Genomic DNA, 18,103 nt, shown 5'->3' with positions numbered 1-18,103 from the left:
GGCCATGCCCGCGCCCGTGCGCGTGCGCGCGCGCGTGATCTCGACGCCCAGCGCGCCGGGCACGCGATCCAGTTTTTCCACCCGCACGACCACGCGCGCGGCCCGCGGATCGGCCAGCGCCCGCGCGGCGATCTTCTCGGCGCAGGTTTCCAGCAGGTTCAGCCGTTCGCCCGCCAGCGTGTCGTCGATCGCCTCCACCAGATTGTCATAGGATATCACCCGATCCACCTGATCCGAGCCGTCCAGGCCCGCCTCGCGCACCTCCAGCGTCACGTTGAACCGCAACCGCTGCGTGACCCCGCGTTCAGAGCGGAAGGCGCCGATCTCCACCTCGCGCAGCAGGTCGCGCACGCTGATCCGATCCAGCGGCGCGGCGTCGGGATTGGGCGCGGTTCGGGCGGCGGCGGGATCGTCGGTCATGCGGCTGTCCTGCTTGATCTGCGGTGGCTGGCGCGCCCCCCTAGTCCCCCCTGCGCGCGTGGATTGCAAGCGCGCATCCGACGCAACCGCCCCCGGATCCGCCCCCGCGTCACGATGCCGGCGCCGCTTCGCGCCGCTTGACACGGACCGAATCCGCAACCATGTTCAGGGCGATCACGTCTGCGCACGCGCCAAGCGTGTTTTTTTAAGACCCTATATATGCTCAAAATGAGCATATAGCGGCAAGGGGGAGAGACCCACATGTTCATGAACGCCGACACGGCCCTGGCGGCCGCCCGCGCGGAGATGCTGGCGCTCTACGATCTTGCGCCCTCGGACGCGGCGATGCGCGACACCGCCGACATCTACGCCCGGGTCAGCGACATCATTCCCGCGCCCGACTGGATGATCCACGCCCCCTATGTGCGCGCGATCAACCGACTGAAGGCGGAAAAGGACGCGGTGATCCTCGCCCACAACTACATGACGCCGGAGATCTTCCACGGCGTCGCCGACGTCGCCGGCGATTCGCTGCAGCTGGCGATGGAGGCGACCAAGGTCGCGCAGCAGACCATCGTGCAATGCGGCGTGCATTTCATGGCCGAGACCTCGAAGATCCTCAATCCGTCCAAGACCGTGCTGATCCCCGACAGCCGCGCGGGCTGCTCGCTGGCCTCCTCGATCGCCGCGAACGACATCGCCACCCTGCGCGCGCAGCATCCCGGCGCCCCGGTGGTGAGCTACGTCAACACCACCGCCGAGGTGAAGGCCGCGTCCGACATCTGCTGCACCTCGGCCAACGCGCTCGAGGTGGTGAACGCCCAGGACGGCGACACGGTGATCATGACCCCTGACGGCTATCTGGCGCAGAACGTGGCCAGGCTCGCCGACAAGCGCGTGGTCTGGTGGGACGGCGCCTGCATCGTGCATGAGCGCTTCACCGCCGAGGAACTGCGCGGCTATCGCGAGGATCACCCCGGGATCGCCATCATCGCCCATCCCGAATGCACGCCCGAAGTGGTGGCCGAGGCCGATTTCACCGGCTCGACCTCCGGCATGATCAACTGGGTGCGCAAGAACAAGCCCGCGCAGGTGGTGATGGTCACCGAATGCTCCATGTCCGACAACGTGGCGGCGGGGCTGCCGGAGACCGAATTCATCCGCCCCTGCAACATCTGTCCGCACATGAAGCGGATCACGCTGGAAAACATCCTCTGGTCGCTGCATTCGGGGACCGAGGAGGTCACGGTGCCCGACCATCTGATCGCCCCGGCGCGCCGCGCCGTGGAACGCATGATCGCCCTCACCGCCTGAGCGGGCGCCGGGGGCGGCGTCGCGCCGTCCCCCGGATCGCGCCGGACCCTCCCACGCCAGCCGGAGACGTCAGGCGATGCCCCCAAGTCTTTCCCCCGCCCCCGCGCCGCCGCATTCAGGCGACAATGTTTTTCACGCCGACGGGCCGTTGATCATCGGGGCCGGGCTCGCCGGGCTGTTCACCGCGTTGAAGCTGGCGCCGATCCCCTGCGTGGTGCTGTCGCCGCTGCCGCTGGGCGACGGCGCGTCGTCGGCTTGGGCGCAGGGCGGAATCGCCGCGGCGCTGGCCCCGGACGACAGCGCCCGATCCCATGCCGCGGACACCGTGATCGCCGGCGCCGGGCTGGTGGACCGGGGCGTGGCGCTGTCCGTGGCCGGCGAGGCCGCGGCGCGGATCGAGGACCTGCTGCGCCTCGGCGCGCCGTTCGACCGCGACGCCTCCGGCGCCCTGCTGCAATCGCGCGAGGCCGCCCATTCCGCCAACCGCGTGGTGCGGGTGAAAGGCGATCAGGCCGGGCGCGCGGTGATGGACGCGCTGATCGCCGCCACCCGCGCCACGCCGTCGATCCGTGTGATCGAGGGCGTCACCGTCGATGATCTGGCAATGGAAAACGGTCGCGTCACCGGGGCGTTCGCGCGCCGCCCCGCCGACCCCCACGCCGCGCCGCTGCTGTTCCTGGCCCCGGCCACGGTGCTGGCCAGCGGCGGCCTCGGCGGGCTGTTCGCGATCACCACCAACCCTTCGAAGGTCCGCGGTCAGGGGCTGGGCATGGCCGCCCGCGCCGGGGCGCTGATCGGCGACCCGGAATTCGTGCAGTTCCACCCCACCGGGCTGGCGGTGGATCGCGATCCGACGCCGCTCGCCTCCGAGGCGCTGCGCGGCGAGGGCGCGCTGCTGATCGACGAGACCGGCGCGCGGATCATGCAGGGCGTGCACAAGGACATGGAGCTTGCGCCCCGCGATATCGTCGCCCGCGCCCTGCATCGCCGCATCGCCGCCGGCGGCAAGGCCTATCTTGACACCCGCGCCAGCCTCGGCGCCCGGATCCTCGACGAATTTCCCACCGTGGCGAAGCATTGCCTCGACGCCGGGATCGACCCGGTCGTGGCGCCGATCCCGGTGCGCCCGGTGCAGCATTACCACATGGGCGGCGTGCTTGCCGACGAAGCCGGGCGCACCAGCCTGCCGGGGCTGTGGGCCTGCGGCGAGGCCGCCTGCACGGGGCTGCACGGCGCCAACAGGCTGGCCTCGAATTCGCTGCTGGAGGCGATCGTGTTCGCGGCGAGGATCGCCGAGGACCTCGCGGCCTCCGACCTCCCGCGCGACCGGACCGCCGGCGCCCGGTTCGCCCGCCCGGCGACGGCGAATGCGTCGATCGGCGACAATCCGCTCATGCCGCGCGCGGCCGAGGCCGCGCTGCGCGCCCTGATGAGCCGGCATGTGGGGGTGGAGCGCGACGCGCCGGGTTTGAAGGCCGCGCTGCAGGGCATCGCCCGGCTGGAACGCGAAAACCCCATGCGCGGCTTTCTCAACATGACCACCGCCGCGACGCTGGTCGCCGCCGCCGCCCTGAACCGCGAGGAAAGCCGCGGCGGTCATTTCAGGTCGGATTTTCCCGATCCGAATCCGGCCTGCCAGCACCGCACCCGGATCACGCTGGCCGAGGCGCGGGCAATCCGCGACGCGGCGCTGGCCGAACCCGGCTGACCCCCCTGCGACCGCCCGCCCCGGCTCACTTGTTGGCGAGACGATCCGGCAGGCGATAGAACACATGATCGCCGATCTTGGCGGTGCGCACCAGCTTGCGCGACCATTTCGGGCGCACCGAGGTGTTGTGGTAATGGGTGGCGTTGCCGGTCAGATTGCGCCGCCGTCCGTCAAGCATCCGCCGCGCGATCTTGCCGGCGCGCCTGAACGACTTGCTCTCGGTCATGCGTTCCGGGCGCCCGTCGCAATTGTAGGAAAACTGGCAGCCGTTCCTGCGCCCGGCGCCCTGGCGCACCACGGCGCAGACGCTGTTGGGAAAGCGCTTGCTGTCAACGCGGTTGAGCACCACTTCGGCGACCGCGACCTGGCCGCTCAGCGTCTCGCCGCGGGCTTCGAAATAGATCGCCTCGGACAGGCAGCGCCATTGCGGGCCGCCGCTGACCTTCGCGTCCTCGAAATCCGGCCAGGCGGCGGCGCCGGCGTCGATCGCCCCCAGCGCCGTCGCCGCCCGGCTTTGCCCGTCGAGCAGCAGCCCGGTGATCGCCACGTCCTCGGCCAGCAGATTCCCCAGATCCGTCGCCGCGGCGAAACGCGGCGTCACCCGCCCGTCAACCGCGTCCACATCCACCGACCCCCGGCGCGAGACCACGCCCGACAGCGCCAGCCGCTCCCCCGCCAGGGCCGATTTCACGAAAGACGCGGCCCCGGCATTCGCGGGTTGCGCCGATGCGGCGCCCGCGTAGAGCCCGACGCCGATCAGCGCAGCCGCAATGCGGCCGAATGCTTTAAGCTTGCCCATGTTGCACCCTCGCGCCGACGGCGCGCCCAGATCCGTTCCACCCAAGTCGCGGCGGTCTGCGCCGCACGCGTCGGGGCCATGCCTGATGGCCTGCGCCCCGGAATTCCATTGACTAGGTTGACGCAGCGCGATCCCGCGCTCTGATTGTTGACGCAATGCACCACATTCAGCTGTTTAAAGGTCGTTTACCGCTTTGATCGAGTCAAGTGCGATGGCGAAACGCCCCGAAATCACAGCTATTTGCGCGAAAGTGCTATCCTGCAGGTTGTCGAGCGCGCCGTGCATTCGCGCTGACTCCAGGCCGCAGACGCCGAATCGCCCGCGCAGGGCGCTTTCGGCCCAGGCGCGCGCATGGCCGGCGCGCAGGGCCGCGAGCCGCGCCGCGCCCCCGGGCCGCCCGAAGCCGGCGATCCGCGATTCCACCGCCGCCAGCGCCGCGTCCAGCCCCTCGCCGCTGTTCGCCGACACCGCCAGCGCCCGAGGGGTCCAGTCGCCCTCTCCCGCCGCGGCGGATCGCGGCGCGGCCAGCGTCAGGGCGCCTTTCAGATCCGCCAGCGCCCGGCGCGCCGCGCCGCCCAGATCCGCCTTGGTCACCAGCACGACATGCGGGATCTCCATGATCCCTGATTTCAGGAATTGCAGCGCGTCCCCGGCGCCGGGCTGCACGCAGAGCAGCACCGTGTCGGCCAGATCGACGATCTCGGTCTCGGATTGCCCGACGCCCACGGTCTCCACCAGCACCCGGTCATGGACCGCGCGCATCAGCGTCATCGCCGGATAGGCCAGTTCCGCCAGCCCGCCCAGCCGCGCCCGCGCCGCCATGGATCGCACGAACACGCCGTCATCCTCGGGATCGGCGCGCATGCGGGTGCGATCGCCCAGCAGCGCCCCGCCCGAACGGCGCGAGGACGGGTCCACCGCGATCACCCCGACGCGCAGGCCCTGCGCGCGCCAAAGCCGGATCAACTGGCTGGCCAGCGTCGACTTGCCCACCCCCGGCGGACCGGTGAGCCCGATCACATGGCCCAGCGGGTCGCCATGGGCGGCGTCCAGCAAGGCCGTGACGCCCGGCGATTCCGGGCGCGCCTCGATCGCCGCCAGCGCCTGCGCCATGGCCCGCTTGCCGCCGCCGCGCAGCTGCGCGAGCGCCGCCGCACCGTCCGGCGCGGACCCGATCGCCAGGCCGGCATCCGCCGCCGCGTCGCGCCGCCGCGCGCTGTCCCCGGTCATGTACGCCCGCCCCGGCCCGGCGCGGGCGCCCCCGCCGCGCCGGCGGCGATCGCCCGGCGCGCCAGGATAGTCGCCTGCGCCGCCGCCAGCCGCGCGATCGGCACCCGGTAGGGCGAACAGGACACGTAGTCGAATTCCGCCAATTCGCAAAACCGCACCGAGGCCGGGTCGCCGCCATGTTCGCCGCACAACCCCAGCGACATGCCGGGCCGGCTGGCGCGGGCGCGTTCGGCGGCCATCAGCATCAGTTCGCCCACCCCCTCCAGATCCAGCGAATGGAACGGGTCCTCGGGGAAAACGCCGCTGTTCACGTAGTCGCGCATGAAACGACCGGCGTCGTCGCGGCTCAGCCCATAGGTCATCTGCGTCAGGTCATTGGTGCCGAAGCTCAGAAAATCCATGTCGCTGGCCAGATCGCCGGCCCGCAGCGCCGCGCGCGGGGTTTCGACCATCACCCCGACGCGGTAGTCGAAATCGCGCCCGGTCTCCGCCGTCACCTGAACGGCCACCGCATCCACGCGTTCGCGGATCAGGCTGGCCTCGCGCCGCGCCGAAACCAGCGGGATCATGATTTCCGGCGTCACCAGTTGCCCGCCGTCCCAGCTTGCCGCCAGGGCTTCGAAAATCGCGCGCACCTGCATTTCGTAGATCTCGGGGATGGTGATGCCCAGCCGGCAGCCGCGCTTGCCGAGCATGGGGTTGAATTCCTGCAGATCCTCGATGCGCCGCGCCACCTGCGCCGCGCTGAGCCCGATGGCGCGGGCCAGTTCGGCGCGTTCCTGCGCCCCGTGGGGCAGGAATTCGTGCAGCGGCGGGTCGAGCAGGCGGATGGTCACCTGTCGCCCGCGCATCACCTCGTAGATCGACACGAAATCGCCGCGCTGCATGGGCAGCAGCAGATCAAGCGCGGCGCGGCGGTCGGCCTCGGTCTCGGCGAGGATCATCTGCCGCATCACCGTGATGCGCCCGGCCTCGAAGAACATGTGCTCGGTGCGGCACAGCCCGATGCCGTCTGCGTGGAACCCCAGCGCCACCCGCGCATCGACCGCCGTGTCGGCGTTGGCGCGCACCTTCATGCGGCGCAGGCCGTCGGCCCAGCCCATCAGTTCGCCCAGCGCCTCGGAAAACGCCGGCTGGATGGTGGACACCGCGCCGGCCAGCGCCTCCCCGGCGCCGCCGTCGATCGTGATGGCGTCGCCCTCGAAGAACACCCGCCCGTCGGGCGCGGTCAGGGTGCGCCGATCGAGGTCAAGCCGCAGCCCCGAGGCCCCGACCACCGCCGGCGTCCCCAGCCCCCGCGCCACCACCGCCGCGTGCGAGGTCATGCCGCCGCGCATGGTCAGCACCCCGGCGGCGGAATGCATGCCGCGAATGTCCTCGGGGCTGGTCTCGACGCGCACCAGGATCGCCGGCGCGCCGCGCGCCGCCGCCGCCTCCGCCGCCTCGGGGCTGAAGGACAGCGGGCCCGAGGCCGCGCCGGGGCTCGCGGGCAGCCCGCGCGCCAGCACGTCGCGCGGCGCGTCGGGGTCGATGCTCGGGTGCAGCAATTCGGTGAGCAGACGCGGCTCGATGCGCAGCACCGCCTCCTCGCGGCTGATCGCCCCGGCCTTGGCCAGATCGACCACGATGCGCACCGAAGCGGCGGGGGCCCGGCGCATGGGCTCCGCCGCGAGAATCTTCAGATCTCCGTCGGTGAGAGTGAATTCCAGTTCGCAGGCCTCGCCCCGGTCGCGTTCCACCGCCTGCGCGTATTTCTTCAGCGCCGCCGCGGCGCCGGGCTGGGATTCCTCCAGCGCCGGGCTGCGCACGCCCGCCGCCTCGCGTTCGGCCTTGCCCACGAAAATCGGAGCGCGCAGGCCCATGCGCGCATCGTCGCCCTGGGCCATCCACAGCATCCGCCCGGTCAGTTCCGGCGCGCCGCTGCGCGGATTGCGGAACGCCGCGCGCCCGGCGCCGCTGCCGCCGCCCCGCCCCGACGGCCCCAGCCCCAGCGCCATTTCCTGCACGATCAGCGCCAGCCCGCCATCCTCCGGCCCGCCGCGCGCCACCCGCAGGATGCGCGTCGAGGGCGAGGCCCAGCTTTTCGCCATCGCCGCCATGGCGCCCAGCAGCTGCGCGCGCGGGTCCTGGGGAAACGCTTCGCCGGTCTCGTCCTCGACCACTTGCAGAAACGTCTCCGACAGGGTTTTCAGCGCCGCCGCGTCCAGATCCCTTTCGCTGTCGGCGCCGGCGTGTTTCAGGGCGTCGTGCAACGCCATCTCGAACATGTCCGCATCCGCGCCCATGGCGCCGACCGCATAGCCCTGGATCAGCCGCCGGTGCAGATCATGGGCGACGCGCGCGCCGAGCCGGTCCACCAGCCCCGGCAGGGCGTCCGCGCCGATGCCGATGTTGAGGATCGCATGCGGCCCGCCCCAGCCGCGTTCGCCGGGCGAACTGCGCAATGCCAGCAGCGTCGGCGCACGGCGCGCGCCCGAGCCCGGAACCGAGCCCGGAACCGGGCCCAGAACCGCGCCCAGCGCGGCGTCGAGAGCCGGGCCGAGCACCGCCCCCGCGCCTTCTTCGGCGAACCGGGCCACGGCGGGGGCGGCGATGACCACGCCGCGCATCCCCGGCACGCCGAGCGCCGCGAGCCGCGCCAGCATCGCGGCCTTCACGCCATAAAGCGCCGCATCCGCCGGACCCGACGCCGCCAGATCCCGGATCATGGTCCTGGAGAGCACCGCCGCGTCCCCCTCCATCCCGTCCTCCGCATTTCGCGCATCGTGCTTCATGTCGCATTCACGACTGAAATCGGTTTCAACGTGCGATCATTGTGCATTGCGGCAAGCATAGCGGGCGCCGCCGCGCCGGGAAAGCGCAGCTTGGTCGCGGCGGGAATTTTTGTTCGGGTTTTCGCGCGGTTCCGGGGCGGCTCAACCCTCGATCGCCGAAAAATCCGCCACTTTCAGCATCACCGCGCGGATCCGGTTGAGCAGGCAAAGCCGGTTGCGCCGGATCGCGGCGTTGTCGGCATTCACCTTCACCCGGTCGAAAAACCCGTCGATGGGGGCGCGCAATCCGGCCATCGCGGCCATGGCGGCGGTGAAATCTTCCGATTTGAGCGCCGGGTCGATGGCCGCCTCCGCCGCGTCGAGCGCCGCGAACAGCGCCTTTTCCTCGGGTTGTTCGGCAAGCGAGGGATGCGGATCGAGCGAATATTCGACGCCGTCCTTCTTTTCCTCCGCCGTCAGGATGTTGGCGGCGCGCCTGTAGCCGGCCAGCAGGTTGGCGCCGTCCTCGGTGTCGATGAATTTCTGCAATGCATGCACGCGGTTGACCAGCAGCACGAGGTCGTCCTGATCGCCGAGATTGAAACAGGCGTCGATGACGTCGTGGCGGATCCTTTCGGATTTCAGGTGGACCTTCAGGCGCTCGGCGAAGAAGGAAAGGAGATGTCCCATCGCATCCATCGCAGCATTTTCTCTGTCTTTCGACTCCGATCCAATCTGATCATCAATGCGATTCATTCCTGCGCTTGCCAGTTCAGCGCCGCCCTCTTGATGTGCGGCTTGCGCAGCCTTCGAATAGGGCGTCGCAACGGCATCTCCGCTCAAATGCCCGAAAACATGTCCTGAATGAACGAACATCAAAGGGGCAAGCTTTAGTCGCAATCGGTTATCAAGCAGAATCCGGATAACCCCCAGCGCCGCCCGCCGCAAGGCAAACGGATCCTTCGATCCCGTGGGTTTTTCTTCGATCGCCCAGAATCCCGACAAAAGGTCGATCTTGTCGGCCAGCGCCACCGCCACGCTCACCGGCTCGGTCGGCACGTCGTCCGATGGCCCCAACGGCGCGTAATGGGCCTTGCAGGCGGCGGCCACCTCCGGCGGTTCGCCGGCTTTCAGCGCGTAATACCCGCCCATGACGCCCTGCAGTTCCGGGAATTCATAGACCATTTCGGAACACAGATCAGCCTTGCAGATCCGCGCCGCCCGCTCGGCCAAGTCCGGGTCGGCGCCCACCATCGGCGCGATCTCGCGCGCCAGCGCGGCGATGCGCGCCACCCGCGCCGCCTGCGTGCCCAGCTTGTTGTGAAACGTCACGTTTTCAAGCTTTTGCGCCATGTCGTCAGGCGACACCCGCAAATCGTTCTCCCAGAAGAACTTCGCGTCCGACAGCCGCGCAAACAACACCTTCTGGTTGCCCGCGAGGATGGTGGCGCCGTGGTCCGAGGTCTCCCGATTGGCCACCGTGACAAACTTCTCGATGCGCCCGCTCGCGGGATTGCGCACCGAGAAAAATTTCTGATGCTCTTTCATCGAGCACCGCAGCACCTCGGGCGGCAGGTCCAGAAATGCGTCGTCGATGGCGCCCATCAGCGTCACCGGCCATTCGACCAGCCCCGCGACCTCGGCCAGCAGGCCCTTGTCCTCGACCAATTCCAGCCCCTGCGCGAAGGCGAGGTTGCCCGCGTCGGCCTCGATCCGCGCCGCGCGTTCGTCGCTGTCAAGCACCACATGCGCCGCCAGCAGCCTGGCGCGGTAATCATCAAAGCCGGTGACCGAAAACCGGCCCGCGCTCATGAACCGGTGGCCCTCGGTCGTGTCGCCCGCCGTCAGCCCGGCGATTTCGAAGGGCACGATTTCGGTCCCGGCCTCGTCGCTGAGAATGCACAGGATCGAATGCAGCGGGCGCACCCAGCGCAACGACCCGGCGCCCCAGCGCATGGATTTCGGCCAGGGGAAATTGCGGATGACCTCGCCGAGCGTTTCGGCGATCACCTCCGCAGCCGGGCGGCCGGGTTTTTCGATCGCCGCGAACAGCACCGGGCCCTTCCCGGTTTCGCGCGTCTCGAGCTGATCGCGGCTCAGCCCGGTGGCGCGCAGGAAGCCGGCCACGGCCTTTTCGGGGGCGTCGGCGCGGGGGCCCTTGCGTTCCTCGCGCACCGCCCTGGTCTGCGCCGGCAGGTCGGTCAGCGACAGCGCCAGCCTGCGCGGCGTGGCGAAGGCGGCGGCGGCCGAACAGGTCAGACCCCGCGTCGCCAGCCCGTCGGTCATGCGCCGCTTCAGATCCGCCGCCGCGCGCGCCTGCATGCGGGCCGGGATTTCCTCGGAAAACAATTCGATCAGCAGGTCGGGCATGGTCAGATCCTGAGCCGGTTTTCAGGGTGGAGCCTGAAAAGGAAAGCTAGAAGGAGAGAAACAACCGGATCGTGAAGGCGTTCGCCAGATCCACGAAGAACGCCGACACCAGCGGCAGCTTGAGGCCCAACTGGTCGATGCCCTGATGGGTGATCGGCTCGGTTTTTTTCCTCGTCGAAGGCGAGACCGACGGTCAGATCCTCGGCGGGACGATCCGGGGTGAGGTTGTTCCGCTCGATCAGAAACCGCGCGATCGGGCCCCCGATCAGCGACGCCGCGACCAGCCCCAGCGTCGCAGCCGCCACGCCCATCCCCATGGCGCCCTCGACCCCGTAGGTCGCGCCGATGTCCGGCGCCCAGGCGATGGCGGCGCCATGGCCGCCCATCAGCCAGGCCGAGCCCAGCAGCACCCCCGCTTGCGACAGCAGCCCGAACGTCACGGCCCCGGCGGCGCCGACGATGTTCTGAAGCATCAGACAGGCGACGGTCACCCCCAGCAGGATCGCCAGCGGCTTGCCGCCGCGCACCAGGTCGGAAAAGCGCGCGTTCAGGCCAATGCCGGCGAAAAACAGCACCAGCAGGCCGTCGCGGGTCTCCATTTCAAAGGAGATGTTGACGTTGAACAGCGAATGCATCGCGGTCACCGCCAGCGCCGCGACGATGCCGCCCGAGGCCGGTTCGGGGATGTTGCAGTCGCGCGGGAAGGCGACGCGCCGGGTGAGTTCGGCGCCAGACAGACAGACCGCCAGCCCCAGCGTCAGCGCCACGAAATCCGGGATGAGGATTTCACGGGCAATCAGGTCTGCAGTCGCAGTCATTCAGATCACTCCGCAAAATTCTCGTTGAGCTGGCGCCAGAGATACGCGCGCCCATCCGGGTAGATCTGCACGATACGGTCGAACCCGTCGGGTTCGTTGATCGCCGCCGCGACCGCATGCGCCCGTCCGGCTTCGAGGTCATGGGCGAGGGTCTCCGCCCTGAAGCATCCGAACCAGTCGGGCGCGGTCAGGGGGGTCGGTTTCGCCGCGCCGGGCAAGGCCGCCAGCGTCGCCGCGTCCGCCTCGGTCAGCCGGAAGCAGCCGCGCAGCTTCAGCGGGCTGGTGTCCGCGTCGACGCCCTCGTAATCCGAGACGGCGTAATCCACGCCCAGCACGCGGATCGTCTCCACCCCCGCGACGCGTTCATAGAATGCGCGGGTCTGAAACCACCACAGCGCCGCGCCGAAGATCGCCGTGAAGACCAGCAGCGCGATCATCAGATGCTTGCCGTTCACCGCTCAGGCCCCCGCCGCCGCATCGCCCGCGGCCGCCTGACCCGCGGCCTCGGTGGTCAGGAACGCGTCGGCGCAAAGCTTGGCCAATGCGCGCACCCGGCCGATATAGGCCTGCCGTTCGGTCACCGAGATCACGCCCCGCGCGTCCAGCAGATTGAACAGATGGCTGGCCTTGATGCACTGGTCATAGGCGGGATGCGCCATGCAGATATCGCGCCCGGTCTTGGGGTCCAGGCTCGGCTGATCAAGGATGGCGGCGCATTCGGCCTCGGCGTCGTCGAAATGGCGCAGCAGCGCGCCGGTGTCCGCGACGTCGAAATTCCAGCGCGAATACTCGCGCTCGGTCTGGCGAAACACGTCGCCATAGGTCAGCGGGATCGGCGCGTCAGGATCGTTGAACGGCATGTCCATGACGTGATCGACGCCGAGCACATACATCGCCAGCCGCTCCAGCCCGTAGGTCAGTTCCCCCGAAACCGGGGCGCAGTCATGCCCGCCCACCTGCTGGAAATAGGTGAACTGGCTCACCTCCATGCCGTCGCACCAGACCTCCCAGCCCAGCCCCCAGGCGCCCAGCGTCGGGCTTTCCCAATCATCCTCGACAAAGCGGATGTCGTGCAGCGCCATGTCGATGCCGATGGCTTCGAGCGAACCCAGATACAACGCCTGCAGATCGGGGGGCGAAGGCTTGATGATCACCTGATACTGATAATAGTGCTGCATCCTGTTGGGGTTGTCGCCGTAGCGCCCGTCGGTGGGGCGGCGCGAGGGCTGCACATAGGCCGCCGCCCAGGCTTTCGAACCCAGCGCGCGCAGCGTGGTCGCCGGGTGGAAGGTGCCGGCGCCGACCTCCATGTCATAGGGTTGCAGCATGGCGCAGCCCTTGCCCGCCCAATAGGTCTGGAGCCGCAGAATGATCTCCTGAAACGAGCGCGGCGCGCCCGCGTTCCCCTGATGCGCCATGATGCGAAAATTCCGTTGCGCGCCCGGAGCGGACGCGCGCGGAACCTACGCGGGGCGAGGGGGCAAGGTCAACGGGAGGGCCGGCGGAGGATTACCCGGCGCCTTCAACGCCCGCAGCCGATTCTTCGCTTGGTTCCGGCGTCGCGTCGCGCATTCGCGGCGCGGCGGGCTGGTATCGCTTCACGCGCGCGACGACGGCCCCGTAGAATTCCGCCACCGCCGCCTCCAGATCGGCAATGAAGTTTCGCCGCTGCCCAAAACGGCCTGCCAATTGCCGGACCTGCAGAATTTCGAAACTTGTGACCTGCATGCTTTCGCGATCCTTCGGCGCCAGATCGGGATTTTCGATTAACGCGACGATCGGATACTGGGTCGATTCAGCCCGTCCCGGCCAAAAAAGACGCAGCAGAAGATCGTCGCCCAGCTGGTCGCGCGGCAATTGGCGAAGCAGCCAATTCACCCGGGCCCGCGTGCTTTTCCGGTCGTCCGGCGCTCGCAAACGCAGCGAGCAGGCGATGGTGCGCGATTTGATGTTGGCGCAGATCCCGATCGGCGCGGCGGCGCCGGGCACTGCAAGCGCAGCCTCGAGCACATGGCGTTTCGCAAGCGCCTCGGAATCCGATTTGATCCGCGCCGCCTGATCCGACGCATGCGCCCGCGGCAGCTTGACCTCGACGGTTTGCGAGACCTCCACGACGCGACTCATGATCAGACTCAGATCGCGCAGTTCCTGATGCCAGGCGTCCACAACCGCCAGAACCATGTCGCTTCGCGGCGCCAGCGCCGCGTCGACCGCCGCCGATTTCACCAAGTCCGCCCATTCCGAAGGCATGCTGGCAAACCCTTTGACGCCAGCGCTGTCATGGGAAAGAAACCGCACCATCTCGTCGACAACGTAGCGTTGGTCCCGATCGTCAACAGCGTCATTCATGCACAACAGATCAGCAGCAGTGCGGATATACATCCATGACCAGTGAAACAGGCCAACCCTTTTCGTCAACTTTTGGGGAAGGTCCAGCGGATGATGCGCCGGCGTCGTCGTAAACTGGTTGGAAATGGTGATGACCGCGTCAATGTCGTGCCTGCGCGCCAGGCCAAGATAGCTTTCAACCTGATCCCGCTGCAGTTCCGCAGCGCCGACCTTGGCTTCGACCAGCGCGGTCCAGCGCCGTTTTCCAGTGGTGAGCGTGATCACGCCGTCAGGACGCAGATCACCGGCGCCGTCTTCGCCGGGAAATCGGACCTCGGTGAACGCATCGACTTTCGTGGTCTTGCCCACGCGCTGCCCGATGGCGCCGAACAAGTCAAAAGACAACTCCCTGACATTAGCCAGGCAAGCAAGCATGATAGAGGTGGTGCGGCCTTCCTTGGACGTATCCGACAAAACCGGAAACAGGCGCACCCGATTCTCGGCATCAAGATAGTCGGGAAGTTCCACTTTCTTCCTCCAGCACAAATCTATTTACGAAATCCACTCGTAACCTTACCATATGTCCGAGACATTCTCCGCCAAAAACTCCTGCAAATTCCAGAAATTTCAATTTCCAGGCACAACTATTCAACGCGCAACCCCCGCCTATTTCAAGAACTCCGGCCGCCGGTCCGCCACGCCAAGCTCCGCCTCCAGCGCCATGCCGAGATTGCACAGCCTGCCCTCGTCGAACAGCCCGGCCCATAGCGAGATCCCCTGCGGCACGCCGAACAGCCGATCCGCATCCGCCGCCGCGCCGATATTGAGCTTGCCGCCTTCCAGCGACGGGTCCGAACGGGTCCCGATTTCCAGAAACCCGGCGCGCAGATGCAGGCAGGGATGGCCGGTGAAATTGGTCGCCACCAGCATCGGCCCGGTCATGAACGGCCCGATCATCGCGTCGACCTCGCGAAAAACGCCGTCGAACGCCTCCATGACCTTGTAGCGCAGCCGGTCGAGCTGAATGTGATCCACCGCCGACAGGAACCGCGCCTTGCGGAAGGTGTTGGGCCAGGCGCCCTTGTCCTGCCAGACCAATTCGTCATCGCGGTCGCTGAGCGTCAGATCCTCGAAAGCCGCCGCCGCCTCGGCGAACAGCGCCTGCATCAGCGACCCGTAGGGCAGATCGGGCAGCGCGACCTCCACCAGTTCGACGCCAAGGCGGCGCGCCGCCGCCAGCGCCGCGCGGTCCACATCGGTCGCGCCCTCGTCCGCGAAGGCGGCGGGCAGGTAACCAAGGCGCATGCCCTCGATCCCGGCGCGCGCGTCGAAATTGAACGCCGCGTCGATGGAGCCGCGATCCGCCCGGTCGCCGCCGTTGATCGCCGCCAGCACCAGCGCGCAATCCTCGACCGAGCGGCAGATCGGCCCGACCTTGTCCAGCGACCAGCACAGCGCCATGGCCCCGGCGCGCGACACTCGCCCGAAGGTCGGGCGCAGCCCGGTGGTCCCGCAGCGCTGCGAGGGCGAGGTGATGGAGCCGAGGGTTTCGGTGCCGATGGCAAAGCCGCACAGCCCGGCGGCGGCGGCCGAGGCCGACCCCGCGCTCGACCCGCTCGACCCTTCGTTGAGATTGAACGGATTGCGGGTCTTGCCGCCGAACCAGATGTCGCCATAGGCCAGCGCACCGGCCGTGGTCTTGGCGATCAGAACCGCGCCGGCGGCGCGCAGCATGTCGACCACCCGCGCGTCGCTGTCGGGCACGCGGTCGCGATACGGCGCCGCGCCCCAGGTGGTGGGGACGCCCCTGGTGTCGAACAGATCCTTCAGCCCGTAGGGAATGCCGTGCAGCGGGCCGCGCCGCATGCCCGCCTTCAGCATCGCATCGGCGGCGTCGGCCTGCGCGCGCGCCAGATCCGCGGTCACGGTGACGACGCATTCCAGCCGGTCGCCGTATTGCGCGATGCGCGCCAGATAGATTTCGGTCAGCCGGCGGCTCGACAGCGCGCCGCTGGCGATCCATTGCGACAGCCGGGCGACGGGGGCGAAAGCGATGTCCGCGTCGCTGTCGGGCAGCGGGCCCGGATCGGCGTTCGACGCCCGGACCGGCGCTTGCTGCGGCAGCGGCCGCGCGCCCGGCAGACGCGGATCGAAGCGCAGCGCCATGGGCGCGGCGTTGTCCAGCGCCACCGCCCGCCGCGCCCGCGCCGCCTCGACCTGGCTGTCGAGATTGTCGAGCATCAGCGCGCGTTCTTCCGGCGTGTAGGCGACGCCCATGATCCTTTCCGCGGCCTCGATGGTTTCGATGGCGATCTCTGCCTTGCTGCTGGTCCCGGTCACGGCGCTCTCCCTCGCTTGTCACGCGGCAAGTCTAGATGGTTTCGCAATCCGGTAAAGCCGGCGGCGATGGACCGGCGCCCGGCGCTGCGCTAGCGTCGCCCGGCCGCCCGGTCAGCGCGGCGCGCAGCAGGGGGCGGGCGATGAAGATCACCGGAATCAGGACGCGCCGGATCAACATCCCGTTCGAAAAGCCCATCGGCACGGCGATTCACCGCATCGAAGGCGTCGCCGGGCTGCTGGTCTGGATCGACACCGATGCGGGGATCACCGGCGAAAGCTATCTCTGGGTCGCGGGCGCCCATCGCCTGCCGGTGCTGGAGGCGATGGTGCGCGCGCTCGCCCCCGGGCGCATGGGCAAGGATCCGCGCGACACCGGGCGCGGCCATGACGAGATGTGGGCGGAGATAAATTTCTTCGGCCACAAGGGGGTGTCGCTGTTCGGGCTGTCGGCCATCGACTGGGCCTGCTGGGACATTCTGGGCAAATCGCTGGGGGCGCCGGTGTCGCGGCTGCTGGGGCGGCGGCGCGACCGGGTGCGGGCCTACGCCTCGGGCGGGCTGTGGGCGACGCAGAGCGAGGACGAGTTGCGCGCCGAGGCCAGGGCTTTCGTCGCGCGGGGCTTCACCGCCATGAAGATGCGCGTCGGGCGGCCCGATCCCGGCGAGGACGCGGCAAGGGTCGCCGCCGTGCGCGACGCGATCGGCCCGGACGTGGCGCTGATGGTCGATGTCAATCAGGGGCTGTCGGTCGATCGGGCGATCGCGCTGGGGCGGCGGCTCGCGCCCCATGACCTCACCTGGTTCGAGGAACCCGTGCAGGCCCACGACCTGGCCGGATGCGCGCGGGTGGCGCGCGAGATCCCGATCCCGGTCGCCAGCGGCGAAAGCGAATACGGCCCGCGCGGGTTTCAGGACATGCTTGAACGCGGCGCGGCCGCGATCCTGATGCCGGATCTGGAACGCGTCGGCGGGGTGTCCGGCTGGGCGCAGGTGGCGCAGATGGCGGCGGCGCGCGATGTCGAGGTCAGCCCGCATCTGTTCACCGAGCACAGCCTGCAGCTTTGCGCCAGCGCCCCGACCTGCCGCTTCGCCGAGCACATGCCGTGGTTCGAGCCGCTGTTCCGCGAGCGGCTGGAAATGCGGGACGGCTGCATCCTCATCCCCGATCGCCCGGGGCTGGGGTTTTCCTTCGATCCGGCGGCGGTGGAGCGCTTCGCGATCTGACGCGCCCCGCCCGCCGGGGTCAGGCGGCGGCCAGCCGCGCGCGCGCGGCGTCGGCGTCGCCCGGCGGCGCGCCGAGCATCCGCCCGAACAGGCTGCCATGGCCGGGCGCGGCCTCGCCAATGCCGAGAATGCGCATGCAATCCGCGAAGGTCGCCTGATTGGAGCAGATCACCGGCTTGCCCAGATCCGTCTCCAGCTTTTCCAGGTGATCGATGGCGCGAAACCCGGTGCAGGAGATGAACACCGCCTCGGCGCGGTCGTCATCGACCTCGACGGCGCGGCGATACGATGTCTGCGGGCTGCATTCCTGAATGTCGGCGACCTCGACCATGGCGCCGCCTTTCCAGTTGGTGACCTCGATGCCCGCCGCCTGCAGATAGTCGACTTCGAGGCGCACCACGTCGTCGGTGTAGGGCGCCGCCAGCGCGATGCGCGACACGTTCAGACAGTCCAGCGCCCGCATCACCGCACTGGTGGTGGTGGTCGCGGGCACGCCGGTGGCGTCCTCCATGATGCCGATCAGGCGTTCGTCATGACCCGGCCCGCCGACGAAGCTGCCCGAGGTGCAGCCGAAGGCGATCACCCCGACGCGCACGCTGGCGATGCCGATGGCGGCGCGCGCGGTGTCGCTTTCCATTTCGGCCAGCGCGCCCGCGGTGACGTTTTTCAGGGCGATGCGGTTGGCGTGAGTGGTGACGCCCGCGGGCGCCATGCGCTGAAACTCCGGCTCCATCACCGAATTGCCGGTGGGCACGACCAGCCCGATGCGGCCTCGCCATCCATACATGATGCGCGTCCTC

General features: G+C 68.9%; 14 protein-coding genes. 3 read left to right on the top strand and 11 right to left on the bottom strand.

Translation table 11 applies throughout. From position 1 onward, the window contains the following. A partial coding sequence (locus tag AC1HC7_RS13580) for a dihydroneopterin aldolase (protein WP_479499122.1) occupies positions 1-420 on the bottom strand: 420 nt, incomplete at its 3' end. Between the two features lie 261 nt (positions 421-681). Between AC1HC7_RS13580 and nadA the strand changes: the two genes are divergently transcribed. Then, positions 682-1,734: a quinolinate synthase NadA gene (gene nadA, locus AC1HC7_RS13575; RefSeq protein ID WP_479498274.1), complete on the top strand. Its 1,053-nt coding sequence runs from the start codon at positions 682-684 to the stop codon at positions 1,732-1,734. A 76-nt stretch (positions 1,735-1,810) separates the two neighbouring features. After that, positions 1,811-3,442, top strand: coding sequence for an L-aspartate oxidase (locus AC1HC7_RS13570; protein WP_479498273.1), 1,632 nt, complete (start codon positions 1,811-1,813; stop codon positions 3,440-3,442). A 25-nt stretch (positions 3,443-3,467) separates the two neighbouring features. Here AC1HC7_RS13570 and AC1HC7_RS13565 read toward each other — a convergent pair whose 3' ends face one another. From AC1HC7_RS13565 to AC1HC7_RS13525, 9 genes are all read right to left on the bottom strand, one after another. Continuing rightward, positions 3,468-4,241 carry a cell wall hydrolase gene (locus AC1HC7_RS13565; protein ID WP_479498272.1) on the bottom strand — a complete coding sequence of 258 codons (774 nt, stop codon included), beginning with the start codon at positions 4,239-4,241 and terminating at the stop codon, positions 3,468-3,470. 174 nt (positions 4,242-4,415) lie between these two features. Further along, positions 4,416-5,471, bottom strand: a complete 1,056-nt coding sequence (locus AC1HC7_RS13560) for an ArgK/MeaB family GTPase (RefSeq protein ID WP_479498271.1) — start codon at positions 5,469-5,471, stop codon at positions 4,416-4,418. Further along, positions 5,468-8,245 carry a pyruvate, phosphate dikinase gene (ppdK, locus tag AC1HC7_RS13555; protein ID WP_479499121.1) on the bottom strand — a complete coding sequence of 926 codons (2,778 nt, stop codon included), beginning with the start codon at positions 8,243-8,245 and terminating at the stop codon, positions 5,468-5,470. The genes AC1HC7_RS13560 and ppdK overlap by 4 nt, the downstream gene beginning before the upstream one ends. Before the next feature lie 141 nt (positions 8,246-8,386). After that, positions 8,387-10,594: a glycine--tRNA ligase subunit beta gene (gene glyS, locus AC1HC7_RS13550; RefSeq protein WP_479499120.1), complete on the bottom strand. Its 2,208-nt coding sequence runs from the start codon at positions 10,592-10,594 to the stop codon at positions 8,387-8,389. A gap of 2 nt (positions 10,595-10,596) precedes the next feature. Next, entirely contained in the window at positions 10,597-11,412 is an 816-nt protein-coding gene (locus tag AC1HC7_RS13545; protein WP_479498268.1) for a sodium/glutamate symporter, read from the bottom strand. 5 nt (positions 11,413-11,417) lie between these two features. Continuing rightward, entirely contained in the window at positions 11,418-11,867 is a 450-nt protein-coding gene (locus AC1HC7_RS13540; RefSeq protein ID WP_479498267.1) for a DUF6446 family protein, read from the bottom strand. A gap of 3 nt (positions 11,868-11,870) precedes the next feature. After that, a complete protein-coding gene (locus tag AC1HC7_RS13535) occupies positions 11,871-12,830 on the bottom strand; it encodes a glycine--tRNA ligase subunit alpha (protein WP_479498266.1) in 960 nt (319 codons plus the stop codon). 91 nt (positions 12,831-12,921) lie between these two features. Further along, entirely contained in the window at positions 12,922-14,268 is a 1,347-nt protein-coding gene (locus AC1HC7_RS13530; RefSeq protein WP_479498265.1) for a hypothetical protein, read from the bottom strand. Between the two features lie 138 nt (positions 14,269-14,406). Further along, complete coding sequence (locus AC1HC7_RS13525) at positions 14,407-16,080, bottom strand: amidase (protein WP_479498264.1); 1,674 nt, start codon at positions 16,078-16,080, stop codon at positions 14,407-14,409. Between the two features lie 140 nt (positions 16,081-16,220). Here AC1HC7_RS13525 and AC1HC7_RS13520 point away from each other — a divergent pair, with 140 nt between their 5' ends. Further along, positions 16,221-17,303 carry a mandelate racemase/muconate lactonizing enzyme family protein gene (locus AC1HC7_RS13520; RefSeq protein ID WP_479498263.1) on the top strand — a complete coding sequence of 361 codons (1,083 nt, stop codon included), beginning with the start codon at positions 16,221-16,223 and terminating at the stop codon, positions 17,301-17,303. A 19-nt stretch (positions 17,304-17,322) separates the two neighbouring features. On the opposite strand, the gene AC1HC7_RS13515 is transcribed toward AC1HC7_RS13520, so the two are convergent. Then, the gene (locus AC1HC7_RS13515) at positions 17,323-18,090 is read right to left on the bottom strand and encodes a maleate cis-trans isomerase family protein (RefSeq protein WP_479498262.1); all 768 of its coding nucleotides are present in this window, start codon (positions 18,088-18,090) and stop codon (positions 17,323-17,325) included. Between the last annotated feature and the right edge of the window lie 13 nt (positions 18,091-18,103).

Source organism: Oceanicella sp. (assembly GCF_056449545.1).
This window is presented reverse-complemented; position numbering and strand designations above follow the sequence as displayed.

Bases quoted from the DNA above. Each gene is read 5' to 3' on its own strand.
- AC1HC7_RS13545 (WP_479498268.1), bottom strand. From the start codon at position 11,412: ATGACTGCGACTGCAGACCTGATTGCCCGTGAAATCCTCATCCCGGAT.
- AC1HC7_RS13560 (WP_479498271.1), bottom strand. From the start codon at position 5,471: ATGACCGGGGACAGCGCGCGGCGGCGCGACGCGGCGGCGGATGCCGGC.
- AC1HC7_RS13520 (WP_479498263.1), top strand. From the start codon at position 16,221: ATGAAGATCACCGGAATCAGGACGCGCCGGATCAACATCCCGTTCGAA.
- glyS (WP_479499120.1), bottom strand. From the start codon at position 10,594: ATGCCCGACCTGCTGATCGAATTGTTTTCCGAGGAAATCCCGGCCCGC.
- AC1HC7_RS13565 (WP_479498272.1), bottom strand. From the start codon at position 4,241: ATGGGCAAGCTTAAAGCATTCGGCCGCATTGCGGCTGCGCTGATCGGC.
- nadA (WP_479498274.1), top strand. From the start codon at position 682: ATGTTCATGAACGCCGACACGGCCCTGGCGGCCGCCCGCGCGGAGATG.
- AC1HC7_RS13570 (WP_479498273.1), top strand. From the start codon at position 1,811: ATGCCCCCAAGTCTTTCCCCCGCCCCCGCGCCGCCGCATTCAGGCGAC.
- ppdK (WP_479499121.1), bottom strand. From the start codon at position 8,245: ATGAAGCACGATGCGCGAAATGCGGAGGACGGGATGGAGGGGGACGCG.
- AC1HC7_RS13515 (WP_479498262.1), bottom strand. From the start codon at position 18,090: ATGTATGGATGGCGAGGCCGCATCGGGCTGGTCGTGCCCACCGGCAAT.
- AC1HC7_RS13535 (WP_479498266.1), bottom strand. From the start codon at position 12,830: ATGGCGCATCAGGGGAACGCGGGCGCGCCGCGCTCGTTTCAGGAGATC.